The 19,188-nt window shown below is 71.3% G+C and carries 15 protein-coding genes; 8 read left to right on the top strand and 7 right to left on the bottom strand.

Annotated features, from left to right (window positions below; all coding sequences use genetic code 11):
- Positions 1-30: 30 nt before the first annotated feature.
- Positions 31-1,233, top strand: coding sequence for a bifunctional adenosylcobinamide kinase/adenosylcobinamide-phosphate guanylyltransferase (locus IG08_RS0105165; RefSeq protein ID WP_030596780.1), 1,203 nt, complete (start codon positions 31-33; stop codon positions 1,231-1,233).
- On the opposite strand, the gene IG08_RS0105160 is transcribed toward IG08_RS0105165, so the two are convergent.
- A complete protein-coding gene (locus IG08_RS0105160; protein WP_043453296.1) occupies positions 1,222-1,824 on the bottom strand; it encodes a methyltransferase domain-containing protein in 603 nt (200 codons plus the stop codon). The two genes, IG08_RS0105165 and IG08_RS0105160, sit on opposite strands and share 12 nt — an antisense overlap.
- Before the next feature lie 138 nt (positions 1,825-1,962).
- On the opposite strand from IG08_RS0105160, the gene cobT reads away from it, so the two are divergent.
- The 3 genes from cobT to IG08_RS59945 all read left to right on the top strand — a co-directional run bounded on the left by cobT (position 1,963) and on the right by IG08_RS59945 (position 5,557).
- Positions 1,963-3,051 carry a nicotinate-nucleotide--dimethylbenzimidazole phosphoribosyltransferase gene (gene cobT / locus IG08_RS0105155; protein ID WP_030596776.1) on the top strand — a complete coding sequence of 363 codons (1,089 nt, stop codon included), beginning with the start codon at positions 1,963-1,965 and terminating at the stop codon, positions 3,049-3,051.
- Positions 3,052-3,119: 68 nt separating this feature from the next.
- Positions 3,120-4,874, top strand: coding sequence for a phosphatidylglycerol lysyltransferase domain-containing protein (locus IG08_RS0105150; protein WP_030596774.1), 1,755 nt, complete (start codon positions 3,120-3,122; stop codon positions 4,872-4,874).
- Complete coding sequence (locus tag IG08_RS59945) at positions 4,871-5,557, top strand: hypothetical protein (RefSeq protein ID WP_030596772.1); 687 nt, start codon at positions 4,871-4,873, stop codon at positions 5,555-5,557. The genes IG08_RS0105150 and IG08_RS59945 overlap by 4 nt, the downstream gene beginning before the upstream one ends.
- Here the strand turns inward: IG08_RS59945 and IG08_RS0105140 are convergent.
- The gene (locus tag IG08_RS0105140) at positions 5,509-6,261 is read right to left on the bottom strand and encodes a hypothetical protein (protein WP_030596771.1); all 753 of its coding nucleotides are present in this window, start codon (positions 6,259-6,261) and stop codon (positions 5,509-5,511) included. The genes IG08_RS59945 and IG08_RS0105140 overlap by 49 nt on opposite strands.
- Positions 6,262-6,321: 60 nt before the next feature.
- Between IG08_RS0105140 and IG08_RS0105135 the strand changes: the two genes are divergently transcribed.
- Positions 6,322-7,107, top strand: a complete 786-nt coding sequence (locus tag IG08_RS0105135; protein WP_030596769.1) for an adenosylcobinamide-GDP ribazoletransferase — start codon at positions 6,322-6,324, stop codon at positions 7,105-7,107.
- Positions 7,108-7,176: 69 nt separating this feature from the next.
- Here the strand turns inward: IG08_RS0105135 and IG08_RS0105130 are convergent, their stop codons facing one another.
- The 5 genes from IG08_RS0105130 to IG08_RS0105110 all read right to left on the bottom strand — a co-directional run bounded on the left by IG08_RS0105130 (position 7,177) and on the right by IG08_RS0105110 (position 13,760).
- Positions 7,177-7,953: an endo alpha-1,4 polygalactosaminidase gene (locus tag IG08_RS0105130; RefSeq protein WP_030596767.1), complete on the bottom strand. Its 777-nt coding sequence runs from the start codon at positions 7,951-7,953 to the stop codon at positions 7,177-7,179.
- Positions 7,950-8,600, bottom strand: coding sequence for a spherulation-specific family 4 protein (locus IG08_RS0105125; protein WP_030596766.1), 651 nt, complete (start codon positions 8,598-8,600; stop codon positions 7,950-7,952). Before IG08_RS0105125 ends, IG08_RS0105130 begins: the two co-directional genes overlap by 4 nt.
- On the bottom strand, positions 8,597-10,093 hold the full coding sequence (locus IG08_RS0105120) for a hypothetical protein (protein WP_030596764.1): 1,497 nt from the start codon (positions 10,091-10,093) through the stop codon (positions 8,597-8,599). Before IG08_RS0105120 ends, IG08_RS0105125 begins: the two co-directional genes overlap by 4 nt.
- Positions 10,090-11,613, bottom strand: coding sequence for a GT4 family glycosyltransferase PelF (pelF, locus tag IG08_RS0105115; protein WP_030596761.1), 1,524 nt, complete (start codon positions 11,611-11,613; stop codon positions 10,090-10,092). The genes IG08_RS0105120 and pelF overlap by 4 nt, the downstream gene beginning before the upstream one ends.
- A gap of 107 nt (positions 11,614-11,720) precedes the next feature.
- Positions 11,721-13,760 carry a hypothetical protein gene (locus tag IG08_RS0105110; protein WP_052424491.1) on the bottom strand — a complete coding sequence of 680 codons (2,040 nt, stop codon included), beginning with the start codon at positions 13,758-13,760 and terminating at the stop codon, positions 11,721-11,723.
- 340 nt (positions 13,761-14,100) lie between these two features.
- On the opposite strand from IG08_RS0105110, the gene IG08_RS0105105 reads away from it, so the two are divergent.
- The 3 genes from IG08_RS0105105 (at position 14,101) to sucB (ending at position 19,136) form a co-directional block, all read left to right on the top strand.
- Complete coding sequence (locus IG08_RS0105105) at positions 14,101-15,627, top strand: leucyl aminopeptidase (RefSeq protein ID WP_030596751.1); 1,527 nt, start codon at positions 14,101-14,103, stop codon at positions 15,625-15,627.
- 312 nt (positions 15,628-15,939) lie between these two features.
- Positions 15,940-17,328, top strand: coding sequence for a dihydrolipoyl dehydrogenase (gene lpdA / locus IG08_RS0105100; protein ID WP_030596749.1), 1,389 nt, complete (start codon positions 15,940-15,942; stop codon positions 17,326-17,328).
- A 59-nt stretch (positions 17,329-17,387) separates the two neighbouring features.
- Positions 17,388-19,136: a 2-oxoglutarate dehydrogenase, E2 component, dihydrolipoamide succinyltransferase gene (gene sucB, locus IG08_RS0105095; RefSeq protein ID WP_030596747.1), complete on the top strand. Its 1,749-nt coding sequence runs from the start codon at positions 17,388-17,390 to the stop codon at positions 19,134-19,136.
- Positions 19,137-19,188: the final 52 nt, after the last annotated feature.

Here is a 19,188-nt window from a genome sequence, read left to right as displayed (position 1 = left end):
GATCAGTAGGGACCGGCGAAAATCGGTTCTGTGGACGTCACTTTGCTCGGAACCGGTGCCCCCGCGGGACTCCCCCGCCCCGACTGCCCCTGCGCCGCCTGCGCGACCGCGCTCGGGCAGGACGCGCGGGCCGCGACCGCGGTGCTCGTGGACGGGACGTTGCTGCTCGACCTGACGCCGGGCGCGGCCTTCGCCGCCGCGCGGGCGGGACATTCGCTGGGCGGGGTACGGCAGGTGCTGCTGTCGCATCCGCACGACGGTCCTGCCGTCGAGGTGCCGGCGGGGCTGCCGCAGCCGGGGCGGGTGCCGGACGGGCGGGAGCTGGCGCTGCTGACGGGGCATCGGGTGCGGGCGGTGGCGATGGACGCGCCGGGCACCGGGTACGCGGTGACCGGCCCGGACGGGCAGAGCCTGCTGTATCTGCCGCCGGGGGGCGCGCCGGCCGGGCTGGAGGAGGGGGGCAAGGAGTCGTACGACATGGTGCTCGCCGATGTCGTGGAGCGGCCGGACGCCCTGGCGCGGCTGCGGGCGGTGGGTGCGGTCGGGCCCACGACGGATGTGGTCGCCGTACATCTCGATCACGACGTGCCGCCGGGCGCCGAGCTGCGGCGACGGCTGGCCGCCGCCGGGGCGCGGGCCGTGCCGGACGGGACGACGCTGGCGGTGGGCGCATATGAGGACGTACCGGATGTGCCGCGGCGGACGCTGGTGCTGGGCGGGGCGCGGTCCGGGAAGTCGGTGGAGGCCGAGCGGCGCCTCGAGGCCTTTCCTCAGGTGCTGTACGTCGCGACCGGCGGCTCCCGCAACGGCGACACCGAGTGGGCCTCGCGCGTCGCCACGCACCGGGAGCGGCGGCCGGGGTCGTGGCGTACCGCCGAGACCTGCGACCTGGTGCCGCTGCTGAAGGACGACGGGCCGGCGCTGCTCATCGACTGTCTGTCGCTGTGGCTGACGGACGCGATGGACTCCGTCGGGGCGTGGGACGACGCGGAGTGGGCCGACGGCGGGGAGCGGGAACTGCGGGCGCGGGTACGGGAGTTGACGGAGGCGGTGCGGGCCACGCGGCGGACCGTGGTCGCCGTGTCGAACGAGGTGGGCTCGGGGATCGTGCCGGCCACCGCGTCCGGGCGCCGCTACCGGGACGAACTCGGGCGGCTGAACGCGGCGTTCGCGGCCGAGTGCGAGCAGGTGCTGCTGGTGGTGGCGGGACAGGCGCTGGTGCTACGGGGCTGACGTGCCCTTGCGGGCGATCACGCGGTACGTCTTCGAGAAGCCGGTGTAGGCCATGACGGGGGTCAGGGCTTCGTCCAGGGCCCTGGCCGCCGTCACCAGGGCGCGGGGCAGGGGCAGCCGGTCCGAGGTGATGATGGTGCAGCCCTGGGACTCCAGCTCCGCACGGAGGCCGTCCGCGGTGAAGCTGCCGTAGGGACGGACGACTTCGTGGAGCAGGTGACCGCCGGGGCGGAGCACGGCGAGGGCGGCCCGCACCTCCTCGCGGGAGTCCGGAGCGCACGGCCGGTGGTGGTGGAGCAGGCTGACCACGTCGTAGCGGGCGCGCAGGCGGGTCGTGATCTGCGGGTCCGTCAGGCGGCCCATGTGCGCCTCCTCGACGCGCTCGGCCACCTGCGCGTCCATCACGAGCGGCGTGGGGTCCAGGCCGTCGAAGGACGTGTAGGGGAACACCTCCTTCGCCGCCTCGGGGAAGCGGGCCTCGCCCGTGCCGACGTCCAGCCAGCTCTCCGGTTCGGGGAACGGCAGCATCGCCCGGGCGGTGGAGCGAAGACGTCGTACGGACGGGGCTGAAGGGGCGGACGGTGCGGACATGGGCGGCTCCCGGAGATGTACGACAATCCACTGCAAAACGGAACGTATGGGATCGTGATCTTGGGTGCAACGACGTTGCCCGGTCGTCGTGGCGATGTGGCGCTGTCCTGTTCGATCAGGGCCGGTACTGTTCGGCGAATGAGCTCGCTTAATCTCGACGACTTCACCGATCTGATCGAGCGCCCCGACGGCGGCGTGCGTCGCGACGCCGAGGCGCGCCGGGAGCGTCAGATCGTGCCGCCCGGGGCGCTGGGCCGCCTCGACGAACTGGGTGAGTGGCTGGCCGCGGCGCAGTCGGCCGTGCCGGTACGGCCGATCGAACGGCCGCGGGTCGTGCTGTTCGCCGGTGACCACGGGATCGCCGAACTGGGCGTCTCGGGACGGGCCGCGGGCACCGCCTCGGAACTGGTGCGGGAGGTCCTGGAGGGCGGCCGGCCGGTGTCGGTGCTCGCCCGGCGGCTGGGCGTGCCGGTGCGGGTCGTCGACATGGCGCTGGACTGCGACCCGGAGACGCTGCCCGAAGGCGTCGTACGGCACCGGGTGCGGCGCGGCAGCGGGCGTATCGACATCGAGGACGCGCTGACCCTGGAGGAGGCGGAGGCCGCCTTCCGGGCCGGGGTCGCGGTGGCCGACGAGGAGGCCGACTCCGGTACGGATCTGGTGGTGCTCGGCGATGTGAGCGTCGGCGGGACCACGGCGGCCGGGGTGCTGGTCGCGGCGCTGTGCGGGACCGACGCGTCCGTCGTCACCGGGCGGGGCGGGGCCGCGATCGACGACCTGACCTGGATGCGCAAGTGCGCGGCGATCCGGGACGCGCTGCGGCGGGCCCGGCCCGTGCTCGGGGACCAGCTGCAGCTGCTGGCGACGGTGGGCGGCGCCGACCTCGCCGCGATCACCGGGTTCCTGCTGCAGAGCGCTGTGCGCAAGCTGCCCGTCGTGCTCGACGGGGTCGTGGTGGCCGCGTGCGCGCTGGTGGGGCAGCGGGTCGCGTTCCGCGCGCCGGACTGGTGGCTGGCCGGACAGAAGAGCGGGGAGCCGGGGCAGACGAAGGCGCTGGACCGGATGGCCCTGGAGCCGCTGCTCGACCACGGCGTGACGGTCGGCGAGGGGGCGGGGGCGCTGCTGGCGCTGCCGCTGGTGCAGGCCGCGGCGGCACTGGCCGCCGAGCTGCCCGAGAAGCCCGAGGTGCCGGAGGTCGTCGAAGAGGAGCCGGAGAAGGAGGAGTAGGGCGGGCGCCCGACCGCGCCGTCGTGGCTGAGCGGCGCCGTGGCGGACAAAGGGCATGATCACCCTCCATGGGAGATGTCCGAGTTGCACCCGTTCGGGATGACCGGTCCACTGGTGCTTCTCGACGGGCCGCCGCCTTCGCCGTCTGGTATCTGCGGGCCGTCGCGTTCGTCAACTTCCTTTCCGCGGTGTGGGTTTCGCTGGGGCAGGACGTGCGGCGGCACAACCAGGAGAACTTCTTCACCCCGTATCTGCTGACCGCGGGGTTCGCCTCCGGGGTCTTCACCGCGTTCCTGGCGATCACGATGCGGCGGCGCAAGCGGGCCGCGTGGATCCTGAACCTGGTGCTCGGCGGAGCGTTCCTCGCGCTGTTCGCCTTCGCCATGGCGTTCCCGGAGATCCGGCAGTACGCGCAGAACTGGGTCTCCCTGGCTCTCACCGCCGCGTTCGTCGCCGCGCTGCTCGTCGGGCGGCGGGAGTTCTACGCCAAGGGCGACCGGTCGAACCCGAAGCTGGCGGCCGCGGTCGCGGTGGGCGGACTGATCGTGTGCTCGCTGTTCGCCGCACTGCTGGTGACCGCCACCGACCAGGCACCCGGCTCGTCGACGTTCCTGGAGCGCTGGCAGTACGGCACGCTGCGCCTGGTCTCCGTGGCCGCAGACGGCTCGGCGGGCATCTCGACCCCGAACTGGGTAGACGTCACGATCAACATGCTCAGCACCCTCCTCGTCCTTGCCGTCTTCTACGCCGCCTTCCGCTCCCGGCGTGCCGTCGACCCGCTCACCGAGGACGACGAGAAGCGGCTGCGGGCGCTGCTGGAACGGCACGGCGAGCGGGACTCGCTCGGGTACTTCGCGCTGCGGCGGGAGAAGAGCGTCGTCTGGTCGCCGACCGGCAAGGCGGCGGTGGCGTACCGCGTGGTCGGCGGGGTGTCACTGGCCTCCGGGGATCCGATCGGCGACCCCGAGGCCTGGCCGGGCGCGATCGAGCCGTGGCTCGCCGAGGCCCGGGCGCACGGGTGGATCCCGGCGGTGATGGGCGCGGGCGAGGAGGCGGGGACCGTGTACGCGCGGCACGGCCTGGACGCGCTGGAGCTCGGGGACGAGGCGATCGTCGAGGTCGCCGAGTTCACGCTGGAGGGGCGGGCCATGCGGACCGTCCGGCAGGCCTGCAACCGGGTCAAACGGGCCGGGTACACGGTGCGCGTCCGGCGGCACGAGGACATTCCCGCCGACGAAATGGCGTACCTGGTGAAGCGTGCCGACGACTGGCGCGACGGGGCCACCGAGCGCGGGTTCAGCATGGCGCTGGGACGGCTCGGGGATCCGGCCGACGGGCGGTGCGTGATGTTGGAGTGCACGGACGCGAACGGCGACCTGAAGGCCGTGCTCTCCTTCGTCCCCTGGGGCCCGCACGGGCTGTCGCTGGACCTCATGCGGCGCGACCGCGACTCCGACAACGGCCTGATGGAGTTCATGGCGATCGAGCTCCTGGGCCGCGCCCACGAGATCGGGATCACCCAGGTCTCGCTCAACTTCGCGATGTTCCGATCGGTCTTCGAACGTGGAGCACGTCTCGGCGCCGGACCGGTGCTGCGGCTGTGGCGCTCGCTGCTCAGCTTCTTCTCGCGGTGGTGGCAGATCGAGTCGCTGTACCGCGCCAACGCCAAGTACCGGCCCATCTGGGAGCCGCGGTTCCTGCTCTTCGAGAAGAGCGCGGACCTGCCGCGCATCGGCATCGCGTCGGCGCGCGCGGAGGGGTTCCTGGAGGCACCGGGACTGCCCAAGTGGGTGCACCGCAAGCTTTTGGAGACATATCGATGAACACGCTCGCCCGCTGGGCCCGCGCCGAATGGGGGCTGCTGTACGTCGCCGTGCGCGAGCCGCTGTTCGAGAAGCGCCGGCGGGCGATCCCCATGGCCATCGGTGCCGTGTGTCTGACGGCGTTGCTGCAGTTCGTGCAGAACCAGTCCTGGGGCTACCAGTTCGTCCAGAACGTCGGGGCCGTGCGGGCCGCGGACCCCTTGTGGCTCGCCCTCCTGCGCACTCCCCTGTCCGTCTTCGTACCCGCGCTCGACCTGCCCGTCTGGGGTGCGCTGGTGCAGATCCTGCTGGTGTTCGGGATCGCCGAGATCTGCCTGGGCCGGTGGCGGACGCTCGCGGTGGCGTACGCGGCCACGCTCGCCGGGACGCTGTACGCGCGCGTGGGCATCTGGCTGGGCCCGGACAGCCCTTTCGGTCTCCCCCGCTCGGACGCGCACGTCGTGGACACCGGGCCGTCGGCGGCCGTGGTCGGCCTCGCGGTGTTCCTGGGCTGGCGCTACCGCGCGTATGTCACCGCGGGTGTGGTGATCGCGGCGATGGTGATCGAGGTGCTGCTGAAGAAGAACCTGGCCGGCAAGGAGCACCTGGCGGCGATCGCGGCCGTACTGATCCTGTGCGGGATCTCGGCCCTACGTCACCGACGCGCCACCACAGGATCGGGCTTGCCGCCGATCAGGTCCTGAAGCCTTCGGCGGGGGCCCGCCCAGCGGCGGTCGTGGCGGTAGGCGCGCAGGGTCGCCCTGGCCCGGGCGCGCGGGCGACGGCGGTAGAAGCGCCGGGCCCAGGCCGAGCCCGGGCGGGCCAGGCGGACGCAGCCGATCAGGCCGACCAACGGGACGATCACGCTGAAGATCGCCATGCGGGCCTTGCCCTTGCTCAGGACGAGCAGGGCGAAGAGGAAGTTGACCGCCACGGTCGTGATGACGTTGCCGCGGCCCTGGAGCTCGTCCTGGCTCAGGTCGTTGACGCCGAACGGCGAGAACCCGGCGAGCACCAGCCCGACCAGCGCGGCCGTGAGCACCACGACCTCGACGCTCTGACGGCCCGCCTCGGTCCAGTAGACGTCGTCGAGGTGGAGGATCAGCGCGAACTCGTCCAGGACGAGGCCCGCGCCGATGCCGAAGATGACCGCGCACAGCGCCGAGCCGAAGCCGTGCGCGCCGCCGGCCACCGCGCCGAAGCCGCCGATGATGGTGAGGACGACACCGGGGACCACGTGGTGGATGTGCACGCCGCCGGAGCTGACGTTCCCGAAGGGGCCCTTGCCCGCGCGGATGAGCCGGGTGATGACCCGGGTGATCAGGAAGGTGAGCACGAACGCGGTCAGAGCGAGCAGCAGCGGCAGTTTGCCCGGCTCGATGATGTTCCGCTGCAGCCAATGTCCCATAAGTGAACTTTATCCATGGGTGCCTCTCCCGCATTTCCGACCGCCGGGTAACCTCCCCGGGTGTCCAAGACCCCCTGGCCGGACGGCCTCCGCTTCGCCTTCGGCACGCTCAGCGTGCTCCCCGTCAAGGTGAGCCGCTGGGACCGGGAGGCCGCCCGGGGCGGAATGCTGTGCGCTCCGCTGGTCGGGCTGGTGATCGGGGCTCTCGCGGCCGCGCTCGGGTTGCTCCTCCTCGCCCTGGGCGCGGGCCCGCTGCTCGCCGCGGTCGCCACCGCCGCCGTGCCGGCCGTCCTCACCCGGGGGCTCCACCTCGACGGCCTCGCGGACACCGCGGACGGGCTCGGCAGCGGCAAGCCCGCGGAGGACGCGCTGCGGATCATGAAGCAGTCGGACATCGGGCCGTTCGGGGTGATCACCCTCGTGTTCGTGCTGCTCGCGCAGGTGGCCGCGCTGACGCAGCTCTACGGCGACTCCTGGGCCCGGGGTGCGGTGGCCGCGGTCGTCTCGGCGACGGTGGCCCGGCTCGCGCTGACGTCTGCGGCCCGCGCGGGGGTACCGGCCGCGCGGCCGGAGGGGTTGGGGGCGGCGGTCGCGGGTGTGGTGCCGGTGCGGGGCGCGGCGATCGCTGGCGTCCTGGTGACGCTGGCTGCGGCGGGTGCGGGGGCGCTCTTCGGGTCGTACGGCATCGTCCGTACGGCTGTCTCGGTTCTCGCCGCGGTCACGGTTGCCGAGTTGCTGTTGCGGCACTGCATGCGGCGGTTCGGTGGGGTCACCGGGGACGTGTTCGGTGGGCTCGCGGAGACCGCCGCGACGACTGCGCTCGTGGTGCTGACCTTCGCCCCCTAAGAGGCGCCGGCGAGGACGCGCCCCCAAGGAGCGCGGGGAACTGCGCGACCAGCCACAACGAACCCGCACTCAACATGCCTTCCGCCACACCCCCAACTCGTACTTCTTCAGCATCGAACTCAGCTTCAGCCTCCGCGACTCGGCGCAGAACCGACGCGTCGGCAACTCGTACTCCACGTGGAAAACGGCCTTGTTCGCCTTGATGAACGGCGTGTTGGCCTCGCACTCGTCGTACTCGGCGCACTGCTCGTTGACCGCGAAGTCGAAGTCCTTCACCAGCTGCGGGATCTGGTCCAGGTCGTTCTTCAACCCGACCGACATACCGCGCTCATGGGCCAGCTTCGCGATCAGCCGGTTGTAGCGGAGCTGATCCGCGGCCTTCAGCCGGAAGCCCGTGCGGTTCTTGTAGCCGTCCATGTTGTCCGGCTCGACCGCGTCGAAGCCCTTCTCGCGGCACATGTCCAGCCGCGCAGCCATCAGCGGCTCCAGGACATCGACGCGGCGGATGTCGAGCCAGCGCTCGCCCTCCCAGCCGTTGCCCTTGCCGATCACCGACTTGGGGAACTTCTTCGCGTCCGGACGCCAGTCCTCCCAGGCGCCGGTGGAGAGGTAGCAGATGACCTTGCGGCCCTTGCGGTGCAGGGCGGTGACCGTGGCCTTGGACTGGTCGAAGCCGTCGATGTCGTAGACCGGCACGTCGACGGAGGTGTCGACGCGGCCGGTGAGCTGCCACTGCCAGTCGACGCCGGGGCGCGGCTGCCAGCGCGAGTCCGAGGGCTTGTCGTCGGGGACGGTGGTGCAGCCTGCCAGCAGAAGCAGAAGGACCAGCAGGGCGGGGCGTCTCACGGGGCGGGCTCCAAGTCGTGCGGCAACGTACCCCAAGGATGATCGCCGACGCCCGGCACCGCGCAGTGCACCGAGGCCCCCCTCGCCCGGGCCAGCGCCGCCAGGTCGATGTCGGCCGGGACGCCGTAGACGAGATGGCACAGCCGCGCGCCCGTGCCGCCGCGCCAGGGCTGAGGGCCCAGGAGGCGGTACGACGTCCAGGTGCCCTCGAAGGTGACGAGGACGTCGGCGATGCGGGCGTAGGAGGGGTGCGGTTCGGTGCCGTGGTTCAGGATCAGGGTGCCGAAGCCGGCGCCCCAGGCGGCGGTCGCCAGACGCCGGTAATGAGCGAACTCCTCGATTCCCGAGGCGACTTGGTCGAGGAAGGCGCCGTCGGTGCCGTACCAGTCGCGGTGGCGATCGAGGTCGCGGACCACGTCGGCGTACGGTCTGCGGCCGTAGTCGGTGTCGGCGTACCCGAGCACCCGGACGTCCGCCGCCCGCAGCCGGGTGGCGACCTCGGCGAAGGCCGGGTCGGGGCGTTCGCCGGGGCCGCTGTCCGGGTTGAGGACAACCCCGTGGAGACGGGGTGCGGCCGCGACGATCGCGTTCCATTCGGCGGGGCGGACGGACGGGTGCTCGTAGTAGGGGATGAGCAGTTCGGTCATCGGTGGGCGGTCGCCCTTCCCAACAGGACGCAGACCAGGGCGGCTTGGGCGGCGGCCGCCGTGCCGTTCACGATCAGGCCGGCCAGGTGGGGGCCGGCCGCGTGCGTGACGAGGGCCAGGGTCTGGGCGAGGGCCGCTGCGCACAGGACCGTGGTCGCGCTGAGCACCGCGCCGAAGGACTGCAGGAGCAGGCCCGTCCACAGGACCACGCCCAGCAGGAGCAGGCCGGCCAGCCGGACGCCGCCGACGGCCGGGGCGTCCGGCCACAGCGCGGAGGCGGCGAGGCTGAGGGCGAGCAGGGTGGCCAGGTAGGACGCCAGGCATCTGACGACCGTGAGTGCCGTGGTCCGCCAGAACGCCTTCGGGGTGCTGGTGGAGCGCAGTCCGGCGAGGCCGCCGCTGCGGAAGCGGTAGAGCAGCCATTCGGCGGGGCCCATGCTGAGGGTGAGCGCGACGGCGGCGGGTGCGGCGATCGCGCTGTGCTCCTCGCCCGCGAGGACGTCCCCCAGGGCCGCGTAGAGGACGAGGACGCCGCTGCCCAGGCCGAAGAGGGCGTACGGGAGGGAGGCGGAGAGACGGGGGCCCATTGTTGTTGGTCGTCTGCGGCTCCATCGTGGCTGGTCGCGCAGTCCGCCGCGCCCCTTTGGGGCGCGTACTGCCGACGCCACTTCAACCAGCCCCAGGACCGCCACCGCGGCCAGGGAGCCCACCAGCAGGACCAGTCTCGCCGCCTCCGGCATGGGGTGGACGAAGGCCAGTACCGCACCCGCCGCCATCGGCAACAGGCAGGCCAGCAGGGCCCGTTCACGGCCCATCACGAGCAGGACCGTGGCCGCCCCCAGGTAGAAGGACTGCCCGGCGGCGAAGGCAACCGCACTCAGGTCGCCCGTGCCCGCGACGGCCAGTGCGACCAGGGCGCCGAGCAGCATGCCCGTCGGAGCGCCCAGCAAGAGACTGCGGCGGGCCGCCGAGCGGTCGCCCAACCCCAGCCAGGAGTACGCCCGATGGGCGAGCCCCTGGTTCCAGGTCCAGCCGACCAGGGCGCCGGCCAGCAGCGGGAGGGTGCCCGCGGGGAGACCGAAGTCGTCCTGCGGGCCCGCGAGAAGGGGTGCCCCGAGGACGTAGCCGAGGCCCGGCAGGGCGAAGACGACCCCACGCAGCAGGCAGCCGAGCAGGCCGACCTGCCAGGGGTCGTGGACCGGGCCGTCCGGCTCCGGGTAACGGCGTTCGACGCGCTCGTACAGCTCCTCGGCGAGTGCGAAGGAGTTCTTCACGCCGTACCGCTCGCGTATCTGGTCGTCGGAGAGTCCGTCGGACTCCAGCAGGGCGGCGATCTCGTCCGGGTGCACGGCGGCGGCTATGAAGTCGTCGAGGCGCCCGGCGAGTTCGTCGACCGGGTCGGGCTCGGCCCAGCTCGGGGTGGAGCGCTGCCGGGGGAGGTGGGGCAGGGTCTGCGGACGGGCGCCCGGAGGCAGGTGAATGCTTCCGCTCACCAGTCGGTTCCGTCCGTCGCGACCGCCGCGTACCACGGATCGTGCAGTTCCAGGGTCCAGTCGGCGACGGTTTCGAGCGTGGGCTCGTACACCTCGGGCATGCCCGCGAGCTCCTGGTAGATAGTCCGAAAAGCGTCCACGGAGCGGCGGAGCGTGAAGCGGTCGATCACGCGCTGGCGGGACAACTCTCCCAGCTTCAGGCGTCGTTCGTCGTCCCTCAGCAGGGTCAGTGCCGCTGCCGCCATCTTCTCGGGCTCGCGCGGCGGCACCACCAGACCCGTGTCGCCGACCGCCTCGCTCACTCCTCCGACGTCCGTCGAGACCGTCGTGCGACCGCAGGACATGGCCTCGATGATGGAGAACGGGAAGCCCTCGGAGATCGACGACAGCATGACGATGTGACCGGCCGCGTAGGCCCGCCACACCTCGCTGATGCGGCCCTCGAAGGTGAGGCCGTCGGTGACGCCGAGTTCGGCGGCGAGCTTCTCCAGACGGGTGCGGTAGGCCTCGCCGCCGGGCGGGACCGGGCCGTACAACCGCAGCCGGGTTTCCGGGATTTCGGCGCGGACCATGCCGTACGCGCGGAGAAGCGTTTCCAGGTCCTTGATGGGGTCGACGCGGCCGCACCAGGTGAGGGTGGGGACGTCGGGTTCGGGGCCGGCGTGCGGGAAGGCGGCCGGGTCGACGCCGTTGTAGACCGTGCGGATCTTGTCGGCGTCGGCGCCGCCGCGCTCCTCCCAGCGGCGGTTGTACTGGTTGCACGGTGTGATCAGGTCGGCCGCGCGATATCCGAGTGAATTCAGTTCACGGTAGAAACCGAGCATGAACGCCTTCACGGGCCAGCGCTGCGCATCGGCGCGGTAGCCGAGGTAGCGCTCGCGCAGGTAGATGCCGTGCTCGGTGAGCAGGAAGGGCACACCGTCCAGCTTGCGGGCGGCGAGCGCGGGCAACGTTGCCAGGCCGCTGCTCACGGCGTGGGCGACCGAGTCCTCGGGGACGCGGACGCCGAGCGGGCGAAGTGCGTGCTCCAGCAGGTCGGTTGCCGTCAGCGCGTCGTGAACCGTCGGACGCGCGGCCGCCGTCGGCAGATGCGGCATCGTCCAGATCCACATCAGCGACCGCAGCGCCGACTCGGTGCGCAGGGCCGCCGACAGGCGTCCGTCGCGAGCGAGTCGGGCCAGGTCGTAGAGGGCCTCACCGAAGTCGCAGTGGGCCTCGGGGTCGAGGAAGGAGAGCAGGAACCGCTCGTAGGAGTCGATGAAACGGCGCCGGGCCTTGCCGTACGGCGCCTGTTTGCGGCCCGGGCGCGGGCCCCAGGTCGGCACGGAGATGTGCCGGGCGACGTTGGGCGGCAGCTCCCAGGTCACGGGTTCGCGGCCGCTGCCGGTGAGCGAGACGATATGGAAGTCGACCTCCGGCATGCCCTTGACGAGTTGGTCGCACCAGGTGCTGACCCCGCCGTGGACGTGCGGATAGGTGCCTTCGGTGAGCATGGTGACATGACGGCCGGTGCGCGACATGCGCGTTCCCCCCTGCGGAACTACGGCTCGGAACGCACCCCGGCCGTGGGGGGCCGGGGTGCGTACGGTGTGCGGGTCGTGCTGTGCCTACTGCGGCTGCGCTGTGCCTAGGCGGGCAGATTCAGCGTGACGGCACTCTGCAGCAGCTCCGGCGTGGTCCAGGCCGAGCGCTGCCCCGCGTACGGCGTCCCGAACGCGGTGGTACCGAGCAGGAGTTGCTTGGTGGTCCCTTCCGGTGCGGTCACCGGGATCTGGGTCCCGGAGGGTGCGGTGACGGTGACGGTGTTCCCGATGCGGTACGCCGTGACGTTTCCCCCGTCGACGGCGGTCTGCCAGGCGGCCCGGCGCTGCAGTTCGGTGCCGATGGCGGCCTGCGCCAGGTTCTGCACCGGGGCGCTGTCGGCGAACAGCGCCTGGTAGTCGGCCAGGACCTCGTCCATGACCGGGTACAGCGTCCGGTCCTCGGCGAGGTTGGACTGGTGGGCGTAGTGCGGCCGCGGGTCGTTGTTGATGACGTGCCCGAGGGCGGTGCGCGCCTCCAGCGGGACGATGTACGTGTCGTAGCCGGTGGCCGTGTCCAGCGAGTCGTCGAGGCAGGTGGACGTCGGGTTGTTCTCGCAGACGCCGCTGCCGCCGTCGGCCGCCGAGGTGTAGATCCAGTTGTACTCGTCGACCATCTCGGCGTCGGTGCCGACGTTGTAGTACACGTTCATCGGGTAGCGCGGCACGGTCAGCGTGCTGCTGCCAACCGTACGCTGCTCGGGCTCACGGGAGTTGTCCGAGGCGGTCCACGCGATGCCGTTGTCGGCGAGGGCACCGGCCAGGTTCGGGTTGTCGTCGGGCTGCTGGGGCAGCGTCTTCAACCCGGAGTGCTCGCCGGTGACCAGCTCGGAACGGTCGACCGGAAGGCCGTTCGTGAGCGCCCAGTTGTAGTTGCTGCTGACCTCCGCCGAGATGTCCGCGCGGCTCATGTACTGGGTCGAGCCGTCGGCGTTCGTGGCGCAGCTCCACGGCACCGTGGTCGTGTCCTGGACACAGCCCAGATACTGGTGCGTGTAGGTGTGGTTGATCCAGCGGTACTGCGTCTTGTCGGCGAGCAGTTGGTCGGTGAGCTCGTCGGTGCCGCCGTTCTCGCTCTTCCACTCCTCGCCGGAGCCGGCGTTGTAGACCATGTCGAGCGTGAAGCCGTGCTCCTGCTGCCACTGCGCCGCGTACTGCGCGTCGGCGGCGGTCATGCGGATCGGCGTGGTCCCCTCGCCGTCACCGCCCACGCAGTCGAAGTCGCCCGGTGTGCAGTTGCGTTCGGTGTCCCAGCGGCTGTCGGGGGCGAAGACGTCATCGACATGGACAGCAAAGTAGTTGCGGCTCTGCCCGAGGTGTACGCCCTGAGTCAGCCATTCGACAATGCCACGGGCAAGTACCCGGAACTGCTGCTGGTACTGGTTGTACGCGAAGGTCACGACGAGTTCGCGGCGCCCGTCGTGGGCGTACTCGCCGACGAGGCTTCCGTTGCCCGTGCCGGCGGGCACCGGGATGTCGACGTAGCTGGTGAAGCCGGTACGGGGCTTGGCGACGAAGCCGTAACTCTCCTGCACCGAGGCATCGTTGTCCTCGAAGGTGAAGGCGCCGTCGAGATAGCCGAAATACCCCGCCTTGCCGACGTCGGTGACGGCCGCCGCACGCCCGTCGAGGGTGCCGGCCCAGCCGCCCTCGCTGGTGTAGTCGAGGCCGACCCCGGGGTGCGCCCAGGTGTAGGCGTCGACCTGCGGGATGCCGTACGTCGTCTCGTAGCTCTCCAGAGCGGTCTGCTCGGCGGAACCCGAGCCGAACGGGGCCTCGTTGGGCAGGACGACGCCCTGGTACTTGGCGCGGGGCGTGCCGTTCACCGTGTCGCTGAGGAACGCGTCCGTGATGGTCGGGCGGTTCGCGTCGGTCAGGTCGATCGTGGTGTACGGGATGCCGGTGCTCTCCAGCTGGGCGGTGATGGCGTCGACGGGACTGTCGCCGTTGTCCACCACCAGCACCTTGAGATCAATGCGCGGCTCTTCGGCGGCCGATGCTCCGGGCGTGCCCAGTCCCAGTGCGATCAGCCCCGCGGTCGTCATGACGACGGCCGCGGCTCTCCATGGGTGCGCTCTGCGCTTCATGGTCGTCTCTCCCCCAAACGGCCTCCTTGTGGTCGAAGCAAGGAGGATCCGTGGAAATCATGCAAAGCGGCGAGCGATGCGCCCGCCGGAACCAGACGAGTGTGACCCACCTCACCGGGGCAGGGGATCGATATGTGGCCATGACGCCACCAGCAGGTGAATGACCGCAGGAATGATCGACAGCCGCCCCGAGCGTAGGCTCGTCCCGGGTGGTCGCCGACAGGGGTGAAGGCCCCGGTCGAGACTGACCCTTCACATACCTCTAGGGTCGCCCGTCGGGCCCGGTCGACCCACCTCATTCGGCCAAGCAACTTCACATCGGAAGCGAGATTTCACCACCGTGACTGCTCTCACTCTCAGCACCGCCGCGGCGCCCGGCCTGCGGGCCGACGCGATCGTGATCGGTGTAGCCAAGGGCGCGAAGGGCCCGGTCGTCGCCCCGGGCGCCGAAACCGTGGACAAGGCCTACGACGGTCGGCTCGCCGGCGTCCTGGAGACCCTCGGTGCCTCCGGCGCCGAGGGCGAGGTGACGAAGCTGCCCGCACCGGCCGGCTTCAAGACGCCGCTCGTGGTGGCCGTGGGCCTGGGCGCCGAGCCCGACAAGAACTCCGGCTTCGCCCCGGAGGCGCTGCGCAAGGCCGCCGGTGCCGCCGCCCGCACCCTCGCCGGCGCCAAGAAGGCCGCCTTCGCCCTGCCGCTCACCGACTCCGCCGACGCCGGCGCGATCGGCGAGGGCGCCCTGCTCGGCGCGTACTCCTTCGACGCGTACAAGGAGAACGGCAAGGACCCGAAGGCGAAGAACGGCAAGGCTCCGCTCGCCGAGGTCTCCCTGCTCGGCGGCAAGCCCCGTGACAAGGCGTACAAGGCCGCCGTGGAGCGTGCCACCGCCGTGGCGGAGGAGCTCAACCGCGCGCGCGACCTCATCAACACCCCGCCGAACGACCTCAACCCGGAGGCCTTCGCCGCCGTGGCCGAGGCCGCGGCCAAGGAGCACGGCATCAAGGTGCAGGTGCTCGACGTGAAGGCCCTGGAGAAGGGCGGCTACGGCGGCATCCTCGGCGTCGGCGTCGGCTCGGCGGCGGGTCCGCGGCTGGTGAAGCTGTCGTACACCTCCTCCAAGGCGAAGAAGCACCTCGCCTTCGTCGGCAAGGGCATCACCTACGACTCGGGCGGCATCTCGCTGAAGCCGGCCGGGCACAACGAGACGATGAAGTGCGACATGAGCGGGGCGGCGGCGGTCTTCGCGGCCGTGGTCTCCGCCGCGCGTCTGGGCCTCGAGGTCAACGTCACCGGCTGGCTGGCGCTGGCCGAGAACATGCCGTCCGGTACCGCGACCCGTCCCGGCGACGTGCTGCACATGTACAGCGGCAAGACGGTGGAGGTCCTCAACACGGACGCCGAGGGCCGGCTGGTCCTGGCCGACGCGCTGTGGGCCGCCTCCGCGGAGAAGCCGGACGCGATCGTGGACGTCGCGACCCTGACCGGCGCGATGATGCTGGCGCTGGGCAACCGGACGTTCGGGATCATGGCCAACGACGACGCGTTCCGCTCCGCGGTGCACGAGGCGGCGGAGGAGGTCGGCGAGCCCGCCTGGCCCATGCCGCTGCCGGAGCACCTGCGCAAGGGCATGGACTCCCCCACGGCCGACATCGCGAACATGGGTGAGCGGATGGGGGGTGGCCTGGTCGCCGGTCTGTTCCTGCGGGAGTTCGTGGGTGAGGGGATCACGTGGGCGCACCTCGACATCGCTGGTCCGGCCTTCAATGAGGGCGGGCCCTTCGGGTACACCCCCAAGGGGGGCACGGGGACCGCTGTGCGGACGTTGGTGCGGCTGGCGGAGCTGACCGCGGCCGGCGACCTGGGATGACGTTCGCCTGACAGCTCGGTACCTGAGGTCGCGGGCGACTGCGGGCCGGTTGTGGCCGGTCGCGCAGTTCCCCGCGCCCCTGGGTGTCTCACCGCTTCCCCTGTTCGCATGTGAGCCCTCGGCCCCTGCTTCACATGTGAGCGTGTGGCGTCTCACACCCCGGCCCGGCGTCTCGTTCCTCCCTGACAGGTGCGAAGATGGGGCACGGCAGGACAGGGCCCCCACCACAGGGCCGAAGAAAGAGCGGCCGGACACCAGCCGCCGCCCGGTCACTGCAGACCGGGTACGGCGCACATGCATGGAGGACGTGACGTGGCGAACGACGCCAGCACCGTTTTCGACCTAGTGATCCTCGGCGGTGGTAGCGGTGGTTACGCCGCGGCCCTGCGCGGGGCTCAGCTGGGCCTGGACGTCGCCCTGATCGAGAAGGACAAGGTCGGCGGCACCTGCCTGCACCGGGGTTGCATCCCCACGAAGGCCCTGCTCCACGCGGGCGAGATCGCCGACCAGGCCCGCGAGAGCGAGCAGTTCGGTGTGAAGGCCACCTTCGAGGGCATCGACGTACCGGCTGTCCACAAGTACAAGGACGGCGTCATCGCCGGCCTGTACAAGGGCCTGCAGGGGCTGATCGCCTCCCGCAAGGTCACCTACATCGAGGGTGAGGGCCGCCTGTCCTCCCCCACCTCTGTCGACGTGAACGGCCAGCGCGTCCAGGGCCGCCACATCCTGCTCGCGACCGGCTCCGTGCCGAAGTCGCTGCCGGGCCTGGAGATCGACGGCAACCGCATCATCTCCTCGGACCACGCCCTCGTCCTGGACCGTGTGCCGAAGTCGGCGATCGTCCTCGGCGGCGGCGTCATCGGCGTCGAGTTCGCCTCCGCCTGGAAGTCCTTCGGGTCGGACATCACGATCATCGAGGGCCTCAAGCACCTCGCCCCCCTTGAGGACGAGAACTCCTCCAAGCTTCTTGAGCGCGCGTTCCGCAAGCGCGGCATCAAGTTCAACCTGGGCACTTTCTTCTCGAAGGCCGAGTACACGGCCGACGGTGTCAAGGTCACCCTCGCCGACGGCAAGGAGTTCGAGGCCGAGCTCCTGCTGGTAGCGGTGGGCCGCGGCCCGGTCTCGGCCGGTCTCGGCTACGAGGAGCAGGGCGTCGCCATGGACCGCGGCTACGTCCTGGTCGACGAGTACATGCGGACGAACGTCCCGACCATCTCCGCCGTCGGCGACCTCGTCCCGACGCTCCAGCTCGCGCACGTCGGCTTCGCCGAGGGCATCCTGGTGGCGGAGCGTCTGGCCGGCATCAAGACCGTCCCGATCGACTACGACGGTGTCCCGCGGGTGACCTACTGCCACCCGGAGGTCGCCTCCGTCGGTATCACCGAGGCCAAGGCCAAGGAGATCTACGGCGCGGACAAGGTCGTCGCTCTGAAGTACAACCTCGCGGGCAACGGCAAGAGCAAGATCCTCAACACCTCGGGCGAGATCAAGCTCGTCCAGGTGAAGGACGGTGCCGTGGTCGGCGTCCACATGGTCGGCGACCGTATGGGCGAGCAGGTCGGCGAAGCCCAGCTGATCTACAACTGGGAGGCGCTGCCCGCCGAGGTCGCGCAGCTCATCCACGCTCACCCGACCCAGAGCGAGGCGCTGGGCGAGGCCCACCTGGCCCTGGCCGGCAAGCCCCTCCACTCGCACGACTGACCCTCGGTCGACGAAGCGACGACTCAGACTTCCGCAATTCGTAAGGAGCAACCGAAACCATGGCGGTTTCCGTAACCCTTCCGGCGCTCGGCGAGAGCGTCACCGAGGGCACCGTCACCCGCTGGCTGAAGGCCGAGGGTGAGCGCGTCGAGGCCGACGAGCCGCTGCTCGAGGTCTCGACCGACAAGGTCGACACCGAGATCCCCTCGCCCGCCGCCGGCATCCTGGCCTCCATCAAGGTCGCCGAGGACGAGACCGTCGAGGTCGGCGCCGAGCTGGCCGTGATCGACGACGGCACGGGTGCACCTGCCGCTGCCCCGGCACCGGCCGCGGAGCCCGTAGCGGCTCCGGCCCCTGTGGCCGAGGCCCCCGCCCCGGCCCCCGAGGCCCCGGCTCCCGCTCCGGCTCCGGCCGGTGGCGCCTCCGGCACCGATGTCGTGCTCCCCGCCCTGGGCGAGTCCGTCACCGAGGGCACCGTCACCCGCTGGCTGAAGTCGGTCGGCGACTCCGTCGAGGCCGACGAGCCGCTGCTCGAGGTCTCCACGGACAAGGTCGACACCGAGATCCCGGCGCCCACCTCCGGTGTGCTGCTCGAGATCACGGTCGGCGAGGACGAGACGGCCGAGGTCGGCGCCAAACTGGCCGTCATCGGCGCCGCGGGTGCGGCTCCGGCCGCTGCCCCGGCCCCCGCCGCTCCGGCTCCGGCTCCGGTTGTCGAGGCCCCGGCCCCGGCTCCCGCGCCTGCCCCCGCCCCTGTGGCTCCGGCGCCCGCCCCGGTCGCCGCTGCCCCGGCTCCGGCTGCCCCGGCCCCCGCGCCGGTCGCTCCGGCTCCGGTCGCCCCGGCCGCGCCCGCTCCGGTCGCGACCTCGGGTGACGACGGCGCGTACGTGACCCCGCTGGTGCGCAAGCTCGCCGCCGAGAACGGCGTCGACCTGGCCACCGTCAAGGGCACCGGCGTCGGCGGCCGTATCCGCAAGCAGGACGTCCTCGCCGCCGCCGAGGCCGCGAAGGCCGCCGCGGCTGCTCCGGCCCCTGCCGCTGCAGCTCCGTCGGCCGCGAAGAAGGCGCCGTCCCTGGAGGCCTCTCCCCTCCGTGGCCAGACCGTCAAGATGCCGCGCATCCGCAAGGTCATCGGCGACAACATGGTCAAGGCGCTGCACGAGCAGGCGCAGCTGTCCTCGGTCGTCGAGGTCGACGTCACCCGCCTGATGAAGCTGCGCGGGCGGGCGAAGGACTCCTTCGCGGCCCGTGAGGGCGTCAAGCTCTCCCCGATGCCGTTCTTCGTCAAGGCCGCGGCCCAGGCGCTGAAGGCGCACGCGCCCATCAACGCCAAGATCAACGAGGCCGAGGGCACGATCACCTACTTCGACACCGAGAACATCGGTATCGCGGTGGACTCCGAGAAGGGCCTGATGACCCCGGTCATCAAGCACGCGGGCGACCTCAACATCGCCGGTATCGCCAAGGCCACCGCCGAGCTCGCGGGCAAGGTCCGGGCGAACAAGATCACCCCGGACGAGCTGTCCGGCGCGACCTTCACCATCTCCAACACCGGTTCGCGCGGTGCGCTCTTCGACACGATCATCGTGCCGCCGGGCCAGGTCGCGATCCTCGGCATCGGTGCCACGGTCAAGCGTCCGGCCGTCATCGAGACCGAGGAGGGCACGGTCATCGGCATCCGCGACATGACCTACCTGACCCTCTCCTACGACCACCGTCTGGTGGACGGCGCCGACGCGGCCCGTTACCTGACCGCGGTCAAGGCGATCCTGGAGGCGGGCGAGTTCGAGGTCGAACTCGGCCTGTAAGCCACCTGGTTTGTACGGTGCCCCCGTCCGGAACTCTCCGAGTTCTCCGGGC

It is taken from the genome of Streptomyces fulvoviolaceus (assembly GCF_000718165.1).
In the GTDB taxonomy this organism is placed as follows: domain Bacteria; phylum Actinomycetota; class Actinomycetes; order Streptomycetales; family Streptomycetaceae; genus Streptomyces; species Streptomyces fulvoviolaceus.
Note: the sequence above shows the minus strand (reverse complement) of the source record. Positions and strands in the feature narration are given on the sequence as shown.